14 protein-coding genes are annotated in these 22,436 nt (G+C 61.7%); 6 read left to right on the top strand and 8 right to left on the bottom strand.

Annotated elements, in window-relative coordinates; genetic code table 11:
• The first annotated feature begins 22 nt into the window (after positions 1 to 22).
• From nthB to CPI83_RS00530, 5 genes are all read left to right on the top strand, one after another.
• Positions 23 to 661, top strand: a complete 639-nt coding sequence (nthB, locus tag CPI83_RS00550) for a nitrile hydratase subunit beta (RefSeq protein ID WP_019746133.1) — start codon at positions 23 to 25, stop codon at positions 659 to 661.
• Positions 662 to 759: 98 nt separating this feature from the next.
• On the top strand, positions 760 to 1,959 hold the full coding sequence (gene zigA, locus CPI83_RS00545; RefSeq protein ID WP_021346137.1) for a zinc metallochaperone GTPase ZigA: 1,200 nt from the start codon (positions 760 to 762) through the stop codon (positions 1,957 to 1,959).
• 31 nt (positions 1,960 to 1,990) lie between these two features.
• On the top strand, positions 1,991 to 2,905 hold the full coding sequence (locus CPI83_RS00540) for an SMP-30/gluconolactonase/LRE family protein (RefSeq protein WP_097386621.1): 915 nt from the start codon (positions 1,991 to 1,993) through the stop codon (positions 2,903 to 2,905).
• Between the two features lie 151 nt (positions 2,906 to 3,056).
• Entirely contained in the window at positions 3,057 to 4,874 is a 1,818-nt protein-coding gene (locus CPI83_RS00535; protein ID WP_020971432.1) for an ABC transporter substrate-binding protein/permease, read from the top strand.
• Between the two features lie 4 nt (positions 4,875 to 4,878).
• Positions 4,879 to 5,625 (top strand): amino acid ABC transporter ATP-binding protein, encoded by a 747-nt coding sequence (locus CPI83_RS00530; RefSeq protein ID WP_020909781.1) that lies wholly within the window; start codon positions 4,879 to 4,881, stop codon positions 5,623 to 5,625.
• Here CPI83_RS00530 and CPI83_RS00525 read toward each other — a convergent pair.
• The 7 genes from CPI83_RS00525 to CPI83_RS00495 all read right to left on the bottom strand — a co-directional run bounded on the left by CPI83_RS00525 (position 5,611) and on the right by CPI83_RS00495 (position 11,040).
• Positions 5,611 to 6,792, bottom strand: a complete 1,182-nt coding sequence (locus tag CPI83_RS00525) for a DUF6596 domain-containing protein (protein ID WP_097386620.1) — start codon at positions 6,790 to 6,792, stop codon at positions 5,611 to 5,613. The two genes, CPI83_RS00530 and CPI83_RS00525, sit on opposite strands and share 15 nt — an antisense overlap.
• Before the next feature lie 8 nt (positions 6,793 to 6,800).
• Positions 6,801 to 7,208 (bottom strand): YciI family protein, encoded by a 408-nt coding sequence (locus CPI83_RS00520; protein WP_021346141.1) that lies wholly within the window; start codon positions 7,206 to 7,208, stop codon positions 6,801 to 6,803.
• Between the two features lie 97 nt (positions 7,209 to 7,305).
• Positions 7,306 to 7,920, bottom strand: coding sequence for a response regulator transcription factor (locus tag CPI83_RS00515; RefSeq protein ID WP_019746140.1), 615 nt, complete (start codon positions 7,918 to 7,920; stop codon positions 7,306 to 7,308).
• Positions 7,917 to 9,059: a sensor histidine kinase gene (locus CPI83_RS00510; protein ID WP_084325701.1), complete on the bottom strand. Its 1,143-nt coding sequence runs from the start codon at positions 9,057 to 9,059 to the stop codon at positions 7,917 to 7,919. Before CPI83_RS00510 ends, CPI83_RS00515 begins: the two co-directional genes overlap by 4 nt.
• Positions 9,060 to 9,080: 21 nt before the next feature.
• Complete coding sequence (locus CPI83_RS00505; RefSeq protein ID WP_097386619.1) at positions 9,081 to 9,872, bottom strand: ABC transporter permease; 792 nt, start codon at positions 9,870 to 9,872, stop codon at positions 9,081 to 9,083.
• Positions 9,869 to 10,807 carry an ABC transporter ATP-binding protein gene (locus tag CPI83_RS00500; RefSeq protein WP_097386618.1) on the bottom strand — a complete coding sequence of 313 codons (939 nt, stop codon included), beginning with the start codon at positions 10,805 to 10,807 and terminating at the stop codon, positions 9,869 to 9,871. Before CPI83_RS00500 ends, CPI83_RS00505 begins: the two co-directional genes overlap by 4 nt.
• Positions 10,804 to 11,040: a hypothetical protein gene (locus tag CPI83_RS00495; RefSeq protein WP_232816825.1), complete on the bottom strand. Its 237-nt coding sequence runs from the start codon at positions 11,038 to 11,040 to the stop codon at positions 10,804 to 10,806. The genes CPI83_RS00500 and CPI83_RS00495 overlap by 4 nt, the downstream gene beginning before the upstream one ends.
• A 234-nt stretch (positions 11,041 to 11,274) precedes the next feature.
• On the opposite strand from CPI83_RS00495, the gene CPI83_RS00490 reads away from it, so the two are divergent.
• Positions 11,275 to 13,356, top strand: coding sequence for a PhoX family phosphatase (locus CPI83_RS00490; protein ID WP_097386617.1), 2,082 nt, complete (start codon positions 11,275 to 11,277; stop codon positions 13,354 to 13,356).
• Between the two features lie 79 nt (positions 13,357 to 13,435).
• On the opposite strand, the gene CPI83_RS30925 is transcribed toward CPI83_RS00490, so the two are convergent.
• Positions 13,436 to 21,985, bottom strand: coding sequence for an isopeptide-forming domain-containing fimbrial protein (locus CPI83_RS30925; RefSeq protein ID WP_198586331.1), 8,550 nt, complete (start codon positions 21,983 to 21,985; stop codon positions 13,436 to 13,438).
• Between the last annotated feature and the right edge of the window lie 451 nt (positions 21,986 to 22,436).

The following is a 22,436-nucleotide window of genomic DNA, read 5'->3' as shown; positions in this document are numbered from 1 at the left end:
CCCGACAAGAAAGAAGCACACCATGGATGGAGTACACGATCTTGCCGGAGTTCAAGGCTTCGGCAAAGTCCCGCATACCGTCAACGCCGACATCGGCCCCACCTTCCACGCCGAGTGGGAGCACCTGCCGTACAGCCTGATGTTCGCCGGTGTCGCCGAACTCGGGGCCTTCAGCGTCGACGAAGTTCGATACGTCGTCGAGCGGATGGAGCCCCGCCACTACATGATGACCCCGTACTACGAGCGGTACGTCATCGGCGTCGCGGCACTGATGGTCGAAAAGGGAATCCTGACGCAGGAAGAGCTCGAAAGCCTTGCAGGAGGGCCGTTCCCACTCTCACGGCCCAGCGAATCCGAAGGCCGACCGGCTCGCATCGACACAACCACCTTCGAGGTCGGTCAGCGAGTACGTGTGCGAGACGAATACGTTCCCGGGCATATTCGAATGCCTGCTTACTGCCGAGGACGGGTGGGGACCATCGCTCACCGGACCACCGAGAAGTGGCCGTTCCCCGACGCAATCGGTCACGGCCGCAACGACGCCGGCGAAGAACCCACCTACCACGTGACGTTCGCTGCGGAGGAATTGTTCGGCAGCGACACCGACGGCGGGAGCGTCGTTGTCGACCTCTTCGAGGGTTACCTCGAGCCTGCGGCCTGATCTTCCAGCATTCCAGGCGGCGGTCACGCGATCGCAGCGGTTCGCGTGACCGCCGCCTGATCACAACGATTCACTCATTCGGAAGGACACTGGAAATCATGGTCGACACACGACTTCCGGTCACGGTGCTGTCAGGTTTCCTGGGCGCCGGGAAGACGACGCTACTCAACGAGATCCTGCGCAATCGGGAGGGCCGCCGGGTTGCGGTGATCGTCAACGACATGAGCGAAATCAACATCGACAGTGCAGAAGTCGAGCGTGAGATCTCGCTCAGTCGCTCCGAGGAGAAACTGGTCGAGATGACCAACGGCTGCATCTGCTGCACTCTGCGAGAGGATCTTCTTTCCGAGATAAGCGCCTTGGCCGCCGATGGCCGATTCGACTACCTTCTCATCGAATCTTCGGGCATCTCCGAACCGCTGCCCGTCGCGGAGACGTTCACCTTCATCGATACCGACGGCCATGCCCTGGCCGACGTCGCCCGACTCGACACCATGGTCACAGTCGTCGACGGCAACAGTTTTCTGCGCGACTACACGGCTGGGGGTCGCGTCGAAGCCGATGCCCCGGAAGATGAACGAGACATCGCGGATCTGCTTGTCGATCAGATCGAATTTGCCGATGTCATCCTGGTGAGCAAGGCCGATCTCGTCTCGCAACAGCACCTGATCGAATTGACCGCGGTCCTACGATCTTTGAACGCAACTGCTGCGATAGTTCCGATGACTCTCGGCCGTATCCCACTCGACACGATTCTCGATACCGGCTTGTTCTCGCTCGAGAAAGCTGCTCAGGCCCCTGGATGGCTACAAGAACTCCAAGGTGAACACACCCCCGAAACCGAGGAGTACGGGATCGGTTCGGTGGTGTACCGCGAGCGCGCGCCCTTCCACCCACAACGCCTGCATGATTTCCTGAGCAGCGAGTGGACCAACGGAAAGTTACTTCGGGCCAAGGGCTACTACTGGAATGCCGGCCGGTTCACCGAGATCGGGAGTATTTCTCAGGCCGGTCATCTCATTCGCCACGGATACGTCGGCCGTTGGTGGAAGTTTCTACCCCGTGACGAGTGGCCGGCCGACGACTACCGTCGCGACGGAATCCTCGACAAGTGGGAAGAACCTGTCGGTGACTGCCGACAAGAACTCGTCTTCATCGGCCAATCCATCGACCCGTCTCGACTGCACCGAGAACTCGACGCGTGTCTACTCACCACAGCCGAGATCGAACTCGGGCCAGACGTGTGGACCACCTGGAGCGACCCCCTGGGCGTCGGCTATACCGACCAGACCGTTTGATATTGGTCCGATTTGCCGTAAGTTGTGCGCAATGGGGCTATCACGCAACCGAACTCGAGCGTTGTTGATCGTCGCGGCAATCGCAGCCGGGACCGCTGCCGCGGTGACGCCGGCGGAAGCCACCTGGACAACCGCGCTGATGTGCGGCGATTGGCAGGTCGAGACCGTAGCCCAAGGGTTGGAACAGCTCGAAAACCTCGAGACCGATGACAACGGCGGGTTCTACCTCTCCGGCGAGTCGAAGATCTATCACGTCGACGCCGAAGGACAGGTACGAACCGTCCTCGACGGCATGGCTGCTCCTGGCGGTTTGCAGCTCGACGGTCCGAGGCTGTCCTTCCTCACCAGACAGGACGGCAAGCTGTGGCAACTGGACACCACGACGGATCAGCTGTCCGCGCCCGTCGACTTCGCGGGCAACGGCTTGCTCCGCCTACCCGACCGCGATCTTCTGACGACGTGGGTCGGAACGGAGGGCGGCCCGTCGAAGGGCGTGTCGCGCTATCAACATGACTCCCGAACCGACGTACCCAATTGGGCCGCAGTGCCACGTTCGGAGGGGCTCGCGCTCAGTCCGGATCATCGAGCCGTGTACACCGATGATCTGTTCACAGGTCAGATCATTCGAGTCCCTGTGGATACCCCTGATGCGTGGGCCGTTGTCGCAACCGTCCCGAGCCCGGTACCCGGTCTCGACGATCTGACCGTGTCGCGGGATGGGATGCTCTACGTCGCTGCTCACCTCGAGGGCGCGATCTATCGTGTAGATCCCGAGACCGGGAAGTCCTGCGTCGTCGCTTCGGGTCTGTCGGGTGGGTGGACCGGGCCGAGTTCAGTGCGTATCGGCCGGGACGGCGACGGCTGGGCGCTCTACGTCACCGGCTTCGACGGGACGCTGCGCCGCCTGGTACCTCCGGCGGGCGTCGAACTCGCACCGGTTCGGTAACTCCGTTCTCTTCGAGACGGGATTCTCCGACCTGGCGATACTTAAAATCACGCTGATTTGAAGGCATGCCCGCAGCGCAGCGGCCGCTTGTCCGAAAACTGTCAACAGTTCTACACGGAGAAATGGCTACCCTTAGGTTTACGCTGCTCGCATGTTTTCTTCCGTCGCAGCGAAGATCCGCCTGGTGGTGGCACTGCTCCTCACTGCCCTCCTGGCGCTGACTCTGTCATCGTGCTCGAGTGGTTCGGATTCGTCGGCAGCCCCCACAGACCTGTGTGCACCTCCAGGAGTGGGAGCCGCAACCGCGGCCCCCACCAATCTGGATGCGGCAGCGGGTGCGGGCGCCGAAGACCGCTACACCACGGCCACCGTCACCCCGGTCGATCGGATCGACACCTCGAAGCTGAACTTGATCAAACCCGGGGTCATCACGGTCGGCACGCTCGGTGACGCGCCCCCGAGCATCTGCGTCAACTCCGATAATCAGTACACCGGATACGACAACGAGCTGCTGAAGGCCGTCGCGGACAAGCTGGGCCTGAAGGTCGAGTTCGTCGGCACCGAGTTCGCCGGGCTCCTCGCCCAGGTTGCCGGTCGACGCTTCGACGTCGGCTCGTCGTCCATCACCACCACAGACGACCGTCGCAACACCGTCGGCTTCACCAACGGTTACGACTTCGGATACTTCTCCCTCGTCGTTCCTAACGGCAGCCCGATCACCGGCTTCGGAGACCTGGACGCATCCAAGCGCATCGGCGTCGTGCAGGGAACCGTGCAGGACGACTACGTCGTGAACACGCTCAAGCTCGATCCCGTGAAGTTTCCCGACTACGCCACGGCGTACGCGAACCTCAAATCCGGACAGATCGACGCCTGGGTAGCTCCGTCTCAGCAGGCCGAAGGTGCAATCGCTCCCGGTGACCCGACCTCGATCATCCAGAACACCTTCTCGGTCAACAACTTCGTCGGCTGGGCGGTGAACAAGGAAAACCAGCCGCTGATCGACGCCCTCAACTCCGGCCTCGACGCAGTCATCGACGACGGAACCTGGTCTCAGCTGTACGCCGACTGGGTACCGCGCCAACTCCCTGAAGGCTGGAAGCCCGGATCCAAGGCCGCGGCCACTCCGGAACTGCCCGACTTCGCAGCCATTGCGGCAGAAAACGCAGCAAACGGTGACGGTGGCGATACCGCGTCGTACCAACCGAAGTCGACGCTCGAACAGCTCAAGGACACGTTCTTCGACTGGGATCTGTACAAGAAGGCATTCCCCGATCTCCTCAAGACCGGTCTTCCCAACACCCTGATCCTTGCGCTCGCGTCTGGCATCATCGGCACGATCCTCGGCATGCTGCTCGCTGTCGCCGGTATCTCGCGAACCCGTTGGCTGCGTTGGCCCGCCCGCGTCTACACCGACATCTTCCGTGGCCTGCCCGCCGTCGTCATCATCTTGATCATCGGGCTCGGCGTCGGACCGATCGTCAAGGGAATCACCGGAAGCAATCCGTACTGGCTCGGTGTCGCGGCGCTGTCACTGCTCGCGTCGGCGTACATCGGTGAGATCTTCAGATCCGGTATCCAGAGCGTCGAGTCCGGGCAGCTCGAGGCTTCACGTGCCCTCGGCTTCAGCTACCGCAAGTCCATGTCGCTGGTCGTCATCCCGCAGGGTGTACGACGCGTTCTGCCGGCGTTGATGAACCAGTTCATCTCGTTGATCAAGGACTCGTCGCTGATCTACTTCCTCGGTCTCCTCGTCACCCAGCGGGAGCTCTTTGCCGTCGGACGTGATCTCAACGCCCAGACCGGCAGCCTGTCCCCGCTCGTTGCGGCAGGCTTGTTCTACCTTGCTCTGACCATCCCGCTGACGCACCTCGTCAACTACATCGACAACCGACTCCGGACCGGACGCGCCGACACTTCAGGCACGTTGGATCCGCTCGAGCAGGCCATCGTCGTGGAAAGGGGCTGAGGACATGACCACCAGCTCTGAACTGAAGTCCGTATCGCTCACCGGCAAGGACCTGCATCTGTCCTTCGGCACAAACAAGGTGCTTCGCGGCGTCAACCTGCACGTCGACGCCGGAAACACCGTCACCGTCATCGGGCCCTCCGGTTCGGGCAAGTCGACGCTCCTGCGCGTGCTGAACCGTCTGCACGAGCCTGAGCAGGGTGACGTGCTGCTCGACGGGAAGTCCGTCTTGAAGGACAACCCCGACGAGCTTCGCCAGCGAATCGGCATGGTGTTCCAGCACTTCAACCTGTTCCCACACAAGACCGTCGCCGAGAACATCGCGCTCGGGCCGAACAAGCTCAAGGGGTTGTCCAAGGAACAAGCTCGGGCGCTCGCGCTCGAGCAGCTGGATCTGGTGGGGCTCAAGGAGAAGGCGGACTCGCGGCCCGGCAACCTTTCCGGTGGTCAGCAGCAGCGCGTCGCCATTGCCCGCGCCTTGGCGATGAAGCCCGAGGTCATGTTCTTCGACGAGGCGACGTCAGCTCTCGACCCCGAACTGGTCAAGGGTGTTCTGGCGTTGATGGCCGATCTCGCGAAGTCCGGTATGACCATGGTCGTCGTGACGCACGAAATGGGCTTCGCGCGTTCCGTTTCCGACAAGGTGCTCTTCATGGACCGCGGCGCCGTTGTCGAAACCGGTACTCCGGAACAGCTTTTCGACGATCCCGAGACCGATCGACTGCAGGCGTTCCTGTCACAGGTTCTCTGACCCAGGACGCTTCAGAGATCGACGGGCGTTGATCCTCGACGCCTGAAGCATCAGATGGTCACGTTCGGCGAGGTTGGATGCCTTGTGCGCTGCATCGGCATACAACCTCGCCGCCGTCTCCAGGTCTCCGTCGCGTTCACGGAGATAGGCCTCGACTGCGGCATGGCGCGGAAGTGAATCGTCCAGCGCTGCAAGAGCTGCCAAGCCGGCGCGTGGCCCGTCCGCCTCGCCGACCGCCACCGCTCGGTTGAGCCGGACGATCGGGCTGTCGGTCAGGGCTGCGAGTTCGTCGTACCACTCCACGATCTGCACCCAATCGGTCTCGTCTGCTGTGAGAGCGTCGGCATGAAGTGCGGCAATCGCGGCCTGGGCTTGGAACTCACCCAGTCGGTCGCGAGCGAGGGTTCCCTGAAGGATCACGACCCCTTCCGCGATCGTCTCGGTGTCCCACCGTCCGCGGTCCTGCTCGGCAAGCGGAACCAGGCTGCCGTCTGCGGCAGTGCGCGCGGCGCGGCGAGCGTGATGAAGCAGCATCAGAGCGAGCAACCCCGCCACCTCGGGATGATCGATCGCAGCGGCGAGCTGCCGGGTGAGCCTGATGGCCTCGGCAGCCAGGTCGACGTCGCCGGAGTACCCCTCGTTGAAGACCAGATAAAGGACACGTAGAACGGTGGCGACATCGCCGGGTTGCTCGAACCGCACGCCGGAGACCGTGCGCTTGGCTCGGCTGATGCGCTGAGCCATCGTCGCCTCAGGCACCAGGTAAGCCTGCGCAATCTGGCGAGTGGTCAGCCCGCCGACAGCGCGCAGCGTAAGTGCAACGGCGGACGACGGCGTCAACGACGGGTGAGCGCACAGAAAGTAGAGCTGGAGTGTGTCGTCCACGCCCGGCACCGACCCGCTGACCGGCCGCTCGCCTGGCTGCTCGTCAACCAGAAACTCCCGCTTGCGACGAGCCGCATCCGACCGGATCCCGTCGAGGAACCGCCGCCAGGCCACTGTGACCAGCCAGCCCTTCGGGTCCCGCGGCGGGTTGTCCGGCCAGGTCCTGACCGCCTCGAGCAGAGCATCCTGCACGGCATCCTCGGCCGACGCGAAATCTGCTCCGCGGCGAACGAGGATGCCGAGCACGCTCGGAGTCAGACTTCGAAGCAGCGTGTCGTCCATGAGAGTCGTCAGTCCGTGATGGTCGGCGGCTCGGTCAGGAACGGGCGCAGTTCGAGCCATTCGTGAATCGGCTTCCCGCCTGCGCCGGGCGCGGCCGAGAGCTCCCCGGCCAATTCGACGGCTCGGTCGTAGTTGTCGACGTCGATCACCATCCAGCCGGCAATGAGGTCCTTGGTTTCCGCGAACGGGCCGTCGGTGACCGGCGGGCGACCCTCACCGTCGTACCGGACAAAGGTGCCCTCAGGAGCGAGAGCCTGACCGTCGACGAACTCGCCCGCCTTCTCGAGCCGATCCGCGAAGTCCTGCATGTACTTCACGTGGGCCGTGATCTCTTCCGGTGTCCACTGGTCCATCGGCACGTCGTTGACTGCAGCCGGAGCGCCGCGGTAGTGCTTGAGCAGCAAGTACTTGGCCATCGTGAATCTCCTCTGTGTCGGTGCCACCCATTCTGGTCGCACTTCACTACAGGGACGAAGCAAGTCGGGGATTCTCGACATCGCAGGGCCTTCGGCCCTAAATCCACCCCTGCCGACGAGCGATCACTGCAGCTTCGTGCCGATTGGCTGCACCGAGTTTGGTGACAGCTGATGACAAATAGTTTCGGGTGGTACCCGCAGACAAGTGTGCCCGGGAAGCGATCTGCTCGATGGATGCCCCGTCGGCCGCGTATTCGAGTACGTCCGCCTCGCGCGGAGTAAGCGGTGAGTCGCCGGCGCCGATCGCCTCGGCAGCCAACGACGGGTCGACGTACCTCCCGCCGGCGTGGACGCTGCGGACCACCTCGGCGAGCGTCGCCGCAGGCGTCGTCTTCGGTAGAAATCCGCGGACACCTGCTGACAGTGCCTTCTTCAGGTATCCAGGACGCCCGTGGCTCGTCACGATGATCGAGACGCACCCCGAGACCGTCTGCGCAATCTGTTGCGCCGTCTCGATACCGTCGATACCCGCCATCTGAAGGTCGAGCACGGCTACGTGAGGTTGATGCTTTGCAGCAGCGATCACGGCATCCTCGCCGGATTCGGCTTCTGCCACGACGACGATGTCGTCCTCGAGCGACAACATCATGGCCAGAGCCGAGCGGATCAGGTTCTCGTCGTCGGCCAGCAGTACCTTGATCGGCTCGGTCACCGAGACTCCTTCGTTCGGGACGGAAAGTGGGCGGTGAGGGTGAAGCGATCTTCGTCCTGCACGGTTTCGACAGTTCCTCCGACGGCGCCGACGCGCTCGCGCAATCCGTTCAGGCCGGTTCCGTTGTTCGGCTCTGCGATCCGTGCGCCGTCGTTGGCAATCACGACGCCGTCCGCGGACACCTCGATGCTGCAATTCTCGGCACTGGAGTGCCGGAGAATGTTGGTCACGCCTTCACGGACGACCCACGCGGCGGCCTCGGCCAGTTCCACCGGCAGTTGATCTGCCGATCCACGTATCGCGGTGGAGATTCCGGCGGCCTCGAGCAGAGACTGCGCACCGGCCAGCTCCGACGCCAAGGCGATGGACCGGTATCCCCGAACCAACTCGCGCGCTTCGTCGAGAGAATCTTGCGCAAGTTCGCGTACTTCGTCCATCTGCGCGGCCGCACGATCGTCACCGCGCCGTGAAAGAGTCGCTGCAAGTTCACTTTTCACTGCAATTGCAGACAGTGCCCGCCCGACGACGTCATGGAGATCGCGCGAAAATCGCAATCGCTCCTCGGCGACGGACAGGGCAGCGGCAGCTCCGCGAGCCTCGTCCAATTCGGTGACCATGCGAAGCAGCCACACCGACATGTAGACGGTCAGCCCCATGAAGGCGGCGACGATTCCGACGGACACGCCGCTTTCCGGACCCGCAAGCAGTCCCAGTACAACCCCGGCGGCCACCGAGCCCACGATCAGCCAGCGCAACGACGTCAACCCAGCAAGGGGCACGACAAGGATTGCCGCGAGCCAGAAGTACGGGCCGTTCTCGCCATTGCTTCCCAAGGCAATTCCCGCCGAGCAGAACGCGGACAACGTCATCACGGCGAGAGGAATCTGGACGGGCTTGGCCACGACTCCGCCCAGATCTGGCATCCGAGACACGGCGATGACGCACGCAACGGCACTGATCCCGAGGAAGACACCCGACAGGTACCGATCCGCAACGATCTCGGTGACCGCACCGAAGCCACCGAAAACCACTGCGACCATGATGAACGATTGCCGCGTGTAGAGGCGAACCTTGTCGACGTTCGACGCGGTTCGCCACGTCCGTCTCGGATTCCAGCGTCCGAAGTTCTGCGCGATCATGCCCACTACCTTCTCAGAGTTCTACGAACGCGGTTCCCAGCGGAAGTGGACGTTCGCGATCAGAACCGAACCGACGATCCACGCCAGCATGACCAACAGCGGTTGCCCAGCCGAACCGAAGGTGTCGACAAATCCGGCCGCCGCACCGGGCGCATCGCCCAGATCAGCCAGTTCGCCAGTGGTCCGCCCCAGCCATCCGAGATTGAGAAGGTCGACTACTGCGGCCAGCGGAGTGAAATCGAGAATGCGAGCAATGTTGTCCGGCAAGACATTCCTGATCGAGGACATACCTGCCGTCGCCAGAATCAGAATCGGCATGCAGGTGATCTGCGCCGCCTCTGCGTTCCGAGTGACAGCCGAAGTGATCAACGCCAGCGCTGTGAAGAGCGCGGCGCCGCCGATCACCGCGACCAGCACCAGCACCGGATTGACCGGGGCACTGCCGCCGAGAACCATCACGGCGATCCCGATGACCACCGTCAACAGTGCGGTGAGAACCCACGACGGCACTGCCGGGCCCGCCAGGATCTCGGCGTCGCTGCATTCCCCGGTCCGTAGTCGCTTGAGAACCAACTCGTCACGGCGCGTCGCGTACACCGACAGCAGGTTGTAGAAGACCACGAAGACGAGAAGGAAGAGCGCAAATACCTCGAGGCCTGCCGACACCGACTTGTCCGACAGCCCGCCGTCTCGCGACAGGTACAGCATTCCCACGGGAAAGATCAGCGGGAGGACGATTGCATTGAAGAGCAACAGTCGATTTCGTCCCAGGAGCGTGAACTCCGAACGAGACAGGGTTGCGATGCGGTTCATGCCGACGCTCCTTCGAGAGTTGCGTGATGATCGAATTGGTCTGCAATGGAGAGGAATACTGTCTCCAGGGACGCCGCCCGGGCATCCAAGCCGGTCAGCAAGACATCATTGTGCTGCGCCCACAGCAGCAGTTCCGTCAGCGTCTCCTGGACGGTGCGAGTGGTGATCACCACCAGATCGTTTTCGACGCGCACCTCGGCGCCGGCCAGCGCTGGGAGTGCAAGACCGGGGCGGTGCAGTTTGATCTGGGCGGGATGATCTGCGACGACGTCCGCCACGGTTCCGCTGCGCACGACCGATCCACGGTGCATGATCGCCAATTGGTCGCACAAGGATTCAGCTTCGTCGAGATAGTGCGTCGTCAACATGATGGTGACGCCCGACGCTTTCAAGTCAGCGATCAATTGCCAAGTGTTACGACGACTTTCGGGATCCAAACCAGTAGTCGGTTCGTCGAGGAACAGTACGAGTGGCCGGCCGACGATCGCGCACGCCAGATCCAGTCGGCGCGCTTCACCGCCCGAGAGGAACTTCACGCGGGTATCGCCACGGTCACGCATGTCCACGCGCTCGAGCACCTCGTCGACGGGAAGCGGATTCGAGCACGTTCCGGCCCACATCGCCAAACTCTCACGAGCAGTCAGGTCTTGGGGGAGCCCACCCTTCTGGAGCATGATGCCAAGCGACGGTCGAATCTGCTTGCGGTTGCGCACCGGATCCATTCCCAGAACGCGCACCGTACCGGCGCTGGCTCGTGAAAGGCCCTGAATCACTTCGAGAGTGGATGTCTTGCCGGCACCGTTTGTTCCGAGGAGGCCGAACAGCTCACCTTCCTGAACACTCAGATCCAGATTGCGAACAGCATCGAACGCCTCCTTGCCGGAGCCGTAGCGCCGCGACATTCCGACTACGTCGATCACGGGATCGCCCTTCATCGCTGCGCCTCCTCTCGGTTCCAGCCGCGCAGTCCAATCGCCAATCGAATGCCCGCATAGACAGCGAGAGCGGCAACAAGAATCCAGGACACCGGATTGGAGCCGATGATCGCGAACACCCCTCCGATAATCGCGATGTTCACCACGATCACAACAAGTTCGCGGCCCATCGTGGGTGCGGGTCCGATGTCCATCAGGTCCGTCAGGAGGCTTCCCTCATGTGGTTCTCTCATGCCTCCAAGCCTCGCGGGAAGTCCGCGACGAAAACAGTGCACAGCGTCATCACCTGCGGTGACACCGTCATGGATCGGCGATGACAAATGTCATGCGACGTCCCCGCGGGGACGCGTCGTAAATTGCAGGTAAGGGTCGCCTCGTTGTTTTGCCGTTCATTTTTACGTTCCTTTACCCTCGCTTAGAGCTTCTACGGTTCCCGAAGTCCGTACATCGAATCTCGGGAGTTCACGGTGGCTATCAAGCCTTTGGCCTTGTTCGTCAAACACGACGGCGTGTCTGCACGCGCGTCGATCACCTGCCAGTACAAGTGCGGAAACGCGTGCTCTCATGAGGTCCCCAACACCTCGGGCGGCGAATACTTCCGCGATATCGCACGCACGGCACTGACTCGTCGCGGCATGCTCCGGGGCAGCGGCATGGCAGTGCTCGCGGTGGGAGCGGGCAGCGCCCTCGTCGCGTGTTCGGACGAATCCGCAAGTGCCGAACCGGGAACCGGATCAGCGAGCGGCAGCAGCGGCGGAACCACACCAGCGGGGACGAACTTCGACGCCGTCGCGCCCAACAAGGAAGACAAGGTCACGGTCCCTGACGGATACGATCAGGCCGTCGTCATCCGTTGGGGTGACGCCGTTCTCGCCGGAGCCCCGGCATTCGACTTCGACAAGCAGACTGCGGCAGCACAGGAACTGCAGTTCGGATTCAACAATGACTTCGCCGGATTGCTCCCGGTCGACGGGCAGCCCAACACCTACCTCCTCGTGGTCAATCACGAATACTCCACCGAGCCGGCGATGTTCCGCGGCTACGATGCGGAGAACCCGACCGAGGAGCAGTTCAAGATCGGCCTGGCCAGCCACGGACTGTCAGTCGTCCAGGTCAAGGGCGAATCCGACAACGGCAAGCTGGTACCGGAGATCGGATCGAACAACCGCCGCATCACCGGAACCACGGAGTTTGTCGTGACCGGCCCCGCTGCAGGTAGCGACTTCCTCAAGACGAGTGCCGATCCCACGGGAACCAAAGTGCTCGGCACCCTCAACAATTGCGCTGGCGGCGTCACACCCTGGGGCACAGTGCTTTCCGGCGAAGAGAACTTCAACCAGTACTTCGCTAACGCCGAGGGTGTCACCGATCCCACGGTGGCAGCCCGGCTGAAGCGCTACGGTCTGGCCGGAGCCGCTTCCGAGCGCAAGTGGGAACGCTTCGACAAGCGGTTCGATCTGGTCGCAGAACCCAACGAGGTCAACCGATTCGGATACGTCGTCGAGATCGATCCCTGGGATCCGTCGTCGACTCCGATCAAGCACACAGCGCTCGGACGTTTCAAGCACGAAGCCGCCACCATTTACATCACGTCGGACGGTACCGTCGTCGCCTACAGCGGCGACGACGAGCGCTTCGACTACATGTACAAGTTCGTCTCGAGCCGAAAGATGCAGGACGGCAAGAGTCAGGCAGCCATGCGCCACAACATGACTCTGCTCGACGCCGGTACACTGTACGTTGCAAAGCTCAGCGGAAACTCCGCCGGCGAGATCGACGGAACCGGCAAACTCCCGTCGGACGGCACGTTCGACGGAACCGGCGAGTGGGTAGCCATCCTGCGCACCGGCGAAGACGGCAAGGGCGAATCGCTGGTAGACGGTATGAGCGCCGAAGAGGTCGCCGTCTTCACCCGCCAGGCCGGTGACAAGGTCGGGGCAACGAAGATGGACCGCCCCGAGGACTTCGAGGCAAACCCGAAGAGCGGCAAGGTTTACGTCGCACTGACCAACAACACCAAGCGCGGAGTCGACGGTGGCGCCGCGGCCGACGAGGCGAACCCGCGCAACAACAACAAGAACGGCCAGGTCCTCGAAATCACCGACGACCACGCCGGCACCACCTTCGGCTGGAATCTTCTTCTCGTCTGCGGAGATCCGGCCACAGCCGATACTTACTTCGGCGGGTTCGACAAGAGCAAGGTCAGCCCCATCTCATGCCCGGACAACCTTGCCTTCGACCCGCACGGCAACCTGTGGATCTCCACCGACGGCAACGCACTCAAGTCCAACGACGGACTGTTCAGTGTTGTCCTCGAAGGCGAAAACCGCGGTGAAACAAAGCAGTTCCTCACCGTTCCCGTCGGCGCCGAAACCTGCGGCCCCATCGTGGACGAGAAGCGCGTCATCGTCTGCGTCCAGCACCCCGGCGAGACCGACGACGCCACCATCGAAAGCCCCGCATCCCATTGGCCCGACGGTGGCTCCTCCCAGCCTCGCCCGTCGGTAGTTGCAGCCTGGAAGAAGGACGGATCTCGGCTCGGCTCGTAACACACACGAAAACGACTGTGGGGCAGATCGCATAATCTGCGATCTGCCCCACGTCGTTTACCTCAGATTCTCAAGAGAATCAGTTGTCACCATCCTCGCGACGCTTACGCGTCAGGAGAACAACACCCGTTCCCAGCGCCAGCAGCAGAACCAAACCGCCTGCCGCGAGCAACCCGGTGTTCACGCCACTCTCACCAGCGCCACCACCCGAGTTGATCGTTCCACCCTGAGGAGCAGACGTCGGCGGCTTCGGCTGACCCGGCTGACCCGGGTTTGCTGTCGGCGGCTTCGGCTGTCCCGGAACCGTGCTCGGAACCGGCTGACCCGGAACCGTCGGCGGTACGACGATCGGAGGCACAACGACGATCGGGGGAATGATGATCGTCGGTGTAACCGGCACCGTCGTGTTCGGAACCGTCGTGGTCGGCGGAACTGTCGTGACCGGCGGCGTTGTCGTCGGCGGCGTCGTTGTCGTCACGCCACACGGATCCACAATCTCCTCCGCGACAACTTCTTCTGTCGTGGTCTCCTCTGTGGTGGCCTCCTCCGTGGTGGTGGATTCCTCCGTACCGGTCACATCAGCGTCACCGGCAGTGGTCGCGCTAGCCGTCGTCGTCGCAACCGTTGTGGTCGGAACCATCCGCGTGGTCGTCGTCGGAGGAACACAGGGCTCCGTCGTAACCGGCGGCGTCGTGGTGGTGGTCGTCGGAGGCACCGTGGTGGTGGTCTCCGGCGGGTCCACCGGGTGTTCGGTGCAGAGAGCGTCGCCCGGGACACAGTCCACCGGCGGGTTCTCGCCACCAACCACCAGGTAGTTGTTCAGGACGCCCGGAGTGAATCCGGGACCTGACAACGTTCCGATCTCAGGATTGACCTTGACGGTGTACGTCACCGTCGCGCTCTCACCCTTGGCCAGCTTTCCGGTGACCGTGAAGACGTTGTCGACGACACCCGAAACAACCAGCGTGGAAGTAGTAGCCGGATTCTTCGTCATTACTGCATCGTCGAGAACATCAGTCAGATCGTCGTAGAAGCTGATCTCACCATCCGCGGTGCCCACATTCTTGAACGTGAGCGTGTACGTGATCTCCTGGCCGCCAACCACACGGTTCGTGGTGGACGGGTCAGAGGACTTCAGTACCTCGATTGCGGGAGTGCCATCAACCGGGTGTTCGGTCGTGACCGGCGGAGGAGTGATCTCCGGACCGGTCGGCGGCTTCGCAGTACCGGTGACCTTGTTGTTGATCAGAACGCCGCCGGCAACACCGTCGTTGATCTTCACCTGGTAGGTCAGAACAACCGACTTACCAGCTTCGAGTGCACCCGTCCAGGAGAGCGTGGTGCCCTCGAGGGTCGGAGCAGTCGCGTCGACACCGTCGACAGTTGCCTTGAGCGAACCGTCCACCAACGCGGCGTTGTCGAGAACCTTCGACAGATCATCGGTCAACACCACCGGATCAAGGGTCGTGTTACCCGTGTTCGCACCGGTCACCGTGTACGTGATCGTCTGACCAGCAGCAACATTGGTACCCGAGACCGGATCCGCAGTCTTCGCGACCGTGAAACCCGGAACCTTCACCGGGTGCTCGGTCGTGACCGGCGGAGGAGTGATCTCCGGACCGGTCGGCGGCTTCGCAGTACCCGTGACCTTGTTGTTGATCAGAACCCCGCCGGCAACACCGTCGTTGATCTTCACCTGATAGGTCAGAACAACCGACTTACCCGCCTCGAGTGCACCCGTCCACGAGAGCATGGTCCCCGACAGAGTCGGAACAGCGGCAGGAGCACCATCGACCGTCGCCTTCAGCGAACCGTCCACCAATGCGGCGTTGTCGAGAACCTTCGACAGATCATCGGTCAACACCACCGGATCAAGGGTCGTGTTACCCGTGTTCGCACCCGTCACCGTGTACGTGATCGTCTGACCAGCAGCAACATTGGTACCCGAGACCGGATCCGCAGTCTTCGCGACCGTGAACCCCGGAACCTTCACCGGGTGCTCGGTCGTGACCGGCGGAGGAGTGATCTCCGGACCGGTCGGCGGCTTCGCAGTACCCGTGACCTTGTTGTTGACCAGCACGCCGCCGGCAACACCGTCGTTGACCTTCACCTGGTAGGTCAGAACAACCGACTTACCCGCCTCGAGTGCACCAGTCCAACTCAACGTCGTACCCGACAGGGTCGGAGCAGCACCGTCGACACCGTCGACAGTTGCCTTGAGCGAACCGTCCACCAACACCGCGTTGTCGAGAACCTTCGACAGATCATCGGTCAACACCACCGGATCAAGGGTCGTGTTACCCGTGTTCGCACCGGTCACCGTGTACGTGATCGTCTGACCAGCAGCAACATTGGTACCCGAGACCGGATCCGCAGTCTTCGCGACCGTGAACCCCGGAACCTGAACCGGATGCGTCGTGCACAGCTGAGTCGCCGGATCACACACCTCCGGAGGATCAACCGGAGGAGTCGTACCCGGAACAACGAAGTTGAGCACCGTGTTGTCGGCATTCGCCGCAACGCGATCGGCATCAGCCTTGACCGTGACGGTGTACGTCACCGTCTTCGTTTCGCCGGCCGCCAGGGTTCCCGTCACCGAGAAACCATCCGTGCCGACCATCGCAGCAGTCAACGGAGCATCAGCAGTCAAGCTGCCCGCAACCAGATCAGCATCGTCGAGCAGACCACGCAGATCATCGAAGTGCGCGACCTCACCCGCACCGTTACCGGTGTTCGTGAACGTGAGCGTGTACTTGATGTCCTGACCGGCAACAACATTCGAACCCGACACCGGATCAGAGGACTTCACCACAGCGATCTTCGGAGACACCACCGGATGCTCGGTCGTCACCGGCGGAGGAGTGATTTCCGGACCGGTCGGCGGCTTCGCAGTACCGGTGACCTTGTTGTTGACCAGAACCCCGCCGGCAACACCGTCGTTGACCTTCACCTGATAGGTCAGAACAACCGACTTACCCGCCTCGAGTGCACCCGTCCACGAGAGCGTGGTGCCCTCGAGGGTCGGAGCAGTCGCGTCGACACCGTCGACAGTCGCCTTGAGCGAACCGTCCACCAACACCGCGTTGTCGAGAACCTTCGACAGATCATCGGTCAACACCACCGGATCAAGGGTCGTGTTACCCGTGTTCGCACCGGTCACCGTGTACGTGATCGTCTGACCAGCAGCAACATTCGTACCCGAGGCCGGATCCGCAGTCTTCGCGACCGTGAACCCCGGAACCTGAACCGGATGCGTCGTGCACAGCTGAGTCGCCGGATCACACACCTCCGGAGGATCAACCGGAGGAGTCGTACCCGGAACAACGAAGTTGTTCACGAACACCCCACCGACCACATCGGCATTGACCTTCACCGAATACGTCACCGTCTTCGTTTCGCCGGCCGCCAGGGTTCCCGTCACCGAGAAACCATCCGCACCGACCATCGTCGCAGCCAACGGAGCATCAGCAGTCAAACCACTCAATGCACCCTTGTCCACAACCTGACGCAGATCGTCGAAGTACGCGACCTCACCCGCACCGTTACCGGTGTTCGTGAACGTGAGCGTGTACTTGATGTCCTGACCGGCAACAACATTCGAACCCGACACCGGATCAGAGGACTTCACCACAGCGATCTTCGGAGACACCACCGGATGCTCGGTCGTCACCGGCGGAGGAGTGATCTCCGGACCGGTCGGCGGCTTCGCAGTACCCGTGACCTTGTTGTTGACCAGAACCCCGCCGGCAACACCGTCGTTGACCTTCACCTGATAGGTCAGAACAACCGACTTACCCGCCTCGAGTGCACCCGTCCTCGAGAGCATGGTCCCCGACAGAGTCGGAGCAGTCGCGTCGACACCGTCGACAGTCGCCTTGAGCGAACCGTCCACCAACACCGCGTTGTCGAGAACCTTCGACAGATCATCGGTCAACACCACCGGATCAAGGGTCGTGTTACCCGTGTTCGCACCGGTCACCGTGTACGTGATCGTCTGACCAGCAGCAACATTCGTACCCGAGGCCGGATCCGCAGTCTTCGCGACCGTGAACCCCGGAACCTGAACCGGATGCGTCGTGCACAGCTGAGTCGCCGGATCACACACCTCCGGAGGATCAACCGGAGGAGTCGTACCCGGAACAACGAAGTTGTTCACGAACACCCCACCGACCACATCGGCATTGACCTTCACCGAATACGTCACCGTCTTGCTCTCGCCGGCCGCCAGGGTTCCCGTCACCGAGAAACCATCCGCACCGACCATCGTCGCAGCCAACGGAGCATCAGCAGTCAAACCACTCAATGCACCCTTGTCCACAACCTGACGCAGATCGTCGAAGTACGCGACCTCACCCGCACCGTTACCGGTGTTCGTGAACGTGAGCGTGTACTTGATGTCCTGACCGGCAACAACATTCGAACCCGACACCGGATCAGAGGACTTCACCACAGCGATCTTCGGAGAGACCACCGGATGCGTCGTGCACAGCTGAGTCGCCGGATCACACACCTCCGGAGGATCAACCGGAGGAGTCGTCCCCGGAACAACGAAGTTGTTCACGAACACCCCACCGACCACATCGGCATTGACCTTCACCGAATACGTCACCGTCTTGCTCTCGCCGGCCGCCAGGGTTCCCGTCACCGAGAAACCATCCGTGCCGACCATCGTCGCAGCCAACGGAGCATCAGCAGTCAAACCACTCAATGCACCCTTGTCCACAACCTGACGCAGATCGTCGAAGTACGCGACCTCACCCGCACCGTTACCGGTGTTCGTGAACGTGAGTGTGTACTTGATGTCCTGACCGGCAACAACATTCGAACCCGACACCGGATCAGAGGACTTCACCACAGCGATCTTCGGAGAGACCACCGGATGCGTCGTGCACAGCTGAGTCGCCGGATCACACACCTCCGGAGGATCAACCGGAGGAGTCGTCCCCGGAACAACGAAGTTGTTCACGAACACCCCACCGACCACATCGGCATTGACCTTCACCGAATACGTCACCGTCTTGCTCTCGCCGGCCGCCAAGGTCCCCGTCACCGAGAAACCATCGCTGCCGACCATCGTCGCAGCCAACGGAGCATCAGCAGTCAAACCACTCAATGCACCCTTGTCCACAACCTGACGCAGATCGTCGAAGTACGCGACCTCACCCGCACCGTTACCCGCGTTCGTGAACGTGAGTGTGTACTTGATGTCCTGACCGGCAACAACATTCGAACCCGACACCGGATCAGAGGACTTCACCACAGCGATCTTCGGAGAGACCACCGGATGCGTCGTGCACAGCTGAGTCGCCGGATCACACACCTCCGGAGGATCAACCGGAGGAGTCGTCCCCGGAACAACGAAGTTGTTCACGAACACCCCACCGACGACATCGGCATTGACCTTCACCGAATACGTCACCGTCTTGCTCTCGCCGGCCGCCAAGGTCCCCGTCACCGAGAAACCATCGCTGCCGACCATCGTCGCAGCCAACGGAGCATCAGCAGTCAAACCACTCAATGCACCCTTGTCCACAACCTGACGCAGATCGTCGAAGTACGCGACCTCACCCGCACCGTTACCGGTGTTCGAGAACGTGAGCGTGTACTTGATGTCCTGACCGGCAACAACATTCGAACCCGACACCGGATCAGAAGACTTCACCACAGCAATCTTCGGAGAGACCACCGGGTGTTCGGTCGTGACCGGCGGAGGAGTGATCTCCGGACCGGTCGGCGGCTTCGCAGTACCGGTGACCTTGTTGTTGATCAGAACGCCGCCGGCAACACCGTCGTTGATCTTCACCTGGTAGGTCAGAACAACCGACTTACCCGCTTCGAGTGCACCCGTCCAACTCAACGTCGTACCCGACAGAGTCGGAACAGCGGCAGGAGCACCATCGACCGTCGCCTTCAGCGAACCGTCCACGAGCGTCGCGTTGTCGAGAACCTTCGACAGATCATCGGTCAACACAACCGGATTGAGCGTCGTCTTACCTGTGTTCGCACCCGTCACCGTGTACGTGATCGTCTGACCAGCATTGACGCCCGTACCCGGCGCTGGATCCGCAGTCTTCGCGACCGTGAACCCCGGAACCGAGTGATTCGTCTCCACCGAAGGAGGAGTGATCTCCGGACCGGTCGGCGGCTTCGCAGTACCGGTGACCTTGTTGTTCAAGACTGTGCCCGCGGCAACGCCGTCGTTGACCTTCACCTCATAGGTGAGAACGACGGACTTACCGGCTTCGAGAAAACCAGTCCACGAAAGGGTGGTGCCCGACAGAGTCGGATCAGCGGCAGGAGCACCGTCGACGGTCGCCTTCAGCGAACCGGGAACGACAGCGGCGTTATTGAGAACCGCACCCAGATCATCGTTGATCTTTACCGGATCGAGCTTCGTCTTACCGGTGTTGGTTCCGGTGACGGTGTACTTGATCGACTCGCCGGCCTGAACCGTCGAACCGGAAATCGGATCAGCAGTCTTCTCCAATTTGAAGCCGGGAACCGAGTGATTCGTCTCCACCGTAGGAGGAGTGATCTCCGGACCGGTCGGCGGCTTCGCGATACCCGTGACCTTGTTGTTCAGAACCGTGCCCGCGGCAACGCCGTCGTTGACCTTCACCTGATAGGTCAGAACAACAGACTTACCGGCCTGGAGATCGGCGGACCACGACAAAGTGCTGCCCGACAAAGTCGGAGCAGTCGCAGGAGCGCCGTCGACGGTCGCCTTCAGCGAACCCGGAACGACAGCAGCATTGTTGAGAACCGCACTCAGATCGTCTTTGATCGTCGCGGGAGTCAGGGCCGTCTTGCCGGTGTTAGCACCGGTGACCGTGTACGTAATGGTATCGCCGGCCTGAACCGTCGAACCTGTCGCGGGCACAGCGGTCTTCGCGACTGTGAACCCGGGCATGGGATGCGTCGTGCAGAGATTGGTTGCAGGATCACATGTTGCGGGAGGAGTTGTTGTACCCGGAACGAGGTAGTTGTTCAGGACTTTGTTACCACCGTCTTTGACCGTGACGGTGTATGTGACTGTCCCTTTGCCGCCGGCTGGCAATGTGCCGCCGACTTTGATTTTGTCGGCGCCATCCAATGCAGCGGTGAGTCCGCCTGTAGCAGCACCGACCGCAACCGTTCCGTCATCAATGACGTCGGCGAGGAAGTCCGTGTAGTCGATCGTTGCCGGCGCAGTGCCGGGATTCTCGAAATTCAGAGTGTAGGTGATTGTTTGGCCGATATTGACCGTCTCACCGGTAGGTGGTGACGACGACTTCTTCACAAGAACCGGGGTGTTGATGATCTTGCAGTACGCGTTGTCACCAGGTGCCAATGCTGTCTGCGCAACTCCACCAGCTTGAAGATTCTTGGCCACACCATTGACCTGGCAGTCCCACTTCGTCGCGTAGTTCGCGGTCTTGGTCGCCGAAGTAGTGGGCTTCTCCCAGAACGTGACGGGGGTAGGCGTCGTGTCAGCGAGGAGCATCCTCCAACCGGTGGAAGCGGTGGTTGCTGTAGCCCCCGTATCGGTGCTCTTGAGCACCTGTCCGCTCGCGGCATTTGCATCGGCGAAAGTACCGGTGCTTGTTCCGATGGTGAAGTCATCGCCGGGGCTGACCCGGGTGAGTTCCTTGTCGATCTTGACCCTCGGCAGCAAAATGCCGAACGCAACACCCTGCCGAGACGTGTCAGCTGTGGTGTTTCCGAAAGTGCCGGCGAAGGAAGTCGGCGCTGTCGCCGCCAGTACTACCGTTCCAGGTGAGTAATTCTTACTGAGGTCGTTGTCCCACCACGAGTTGCATCGAACCGAAGTCGTCCCCAGCCCGGTGAGACCATCGGCTCCACCGACAGTGCCGTTGCACGCCCGAATCGGCGGCCAACCTGGAGTGTTCACACCCATGGTGCGATCGATCAGGCGGAAGTTCTTGTCCGACTGGAACGACAGGAATTCTTTGTTGTTTGCGGCAACAGGGTCCGTCGATTCGGCATCCGCGACAACAAGTCCGTAGTTGTTAACAGCGCCGTTCGGCCCATTCATGACAATATTGTCGAGCTTGACGGTTCCGCCCGACTGGACCCGATTACCCCCACTCATTGTTGGAACCGTTTGGTACAAAGCAGGTTTGACCGCAGACGGCAATCCACTGTATGCGACGTCGCCGAGCGCGGAAAGGCCCTGTAACGCCGGAAGCGGGTACGCAGCTACACCCGTGTGCGGCTTTGTCGTGGATCCGTCGATCGAGTTGACCAGCTTGGCATTGAAGCTGATGGAGTAGATATCCGTCAGCTTGACTGTCATCGGCTGTCCCGCTGCTGAGGTTGCGGCAGCCTGGTTGAACGTCGACATATCGATCCAGCAGATGTTCTGCGAGAGATTGCCGGTGTTGGGCGCACTGAACGCACAGCCCGTGGGCGGTTGCTCGTCCGGCAGGACAGCAGCGCGAGCCGGCGTCTGAGCCTGAACGGGACCGCCGAGCGTTGCGGCCGGCTGCGCTGACGCAGCTACTGCCGTCGCGCCGGAGAGGCCGAGAATCATCGCGATGGCGGTCCACACCACCGTCCACGCTCGCACCCAGGGCGGGAGCCCTGCGGTGAATAGGGCCGACCTTGTCGGCGGTATGTCGTTAGGCATTTCTTACTCCCCAGGATGTGCCTGATCGATGTTCGGTGGACGGAGATGCGAGAGCGCTGGCGCGAACTCCCGATTGATCGGTTGGTTCGGGTCGATCCGCCTGTTTTCGGCTGATCGACCTCACACCGGACGCTGTTGCCGGTCCTGTCATTCGAGCTCCTCTTCGGAAACACCTGCGTGTTGGAAGAGCCGCCCTGAACAGGACCTTGGCCCTCGAAATCCGTGCAAATCGAGAGCAACCTTCCAGTTATCTCGATCAAGATAACAGATAACCGGGAGCTTGCCCATCGAAAGTCAGACAAAGCAGACCGATCGACGTTTTTGTTCGTAGATCGGACAAGCTTCGAGGAGCAGCGTTGTTCAAGCGGACAATTCAGCCCTCGGAGTACGGCACCGCTCCGAACGCGATGGCATTCGGCGTTTCCGCTGACCAGATCGGGTGACGACCAAC

This window comes from Rhodococcus sp. H-CA8f (assembly GCF_002501585.1).
GTDB classification, from domain to species: Bacteria; Actinomycetota; Actinomycetes; order Mycobacteriales; family Mycobacteriaceae; genus Rhodococcus_F; species Rhodococcus_F erythropolis.
The sequence above is the reverse complement of the archived record's forward strand: the minus strand, read 5'-3'. Positions and strand labels throughout refer to the sequence as shown.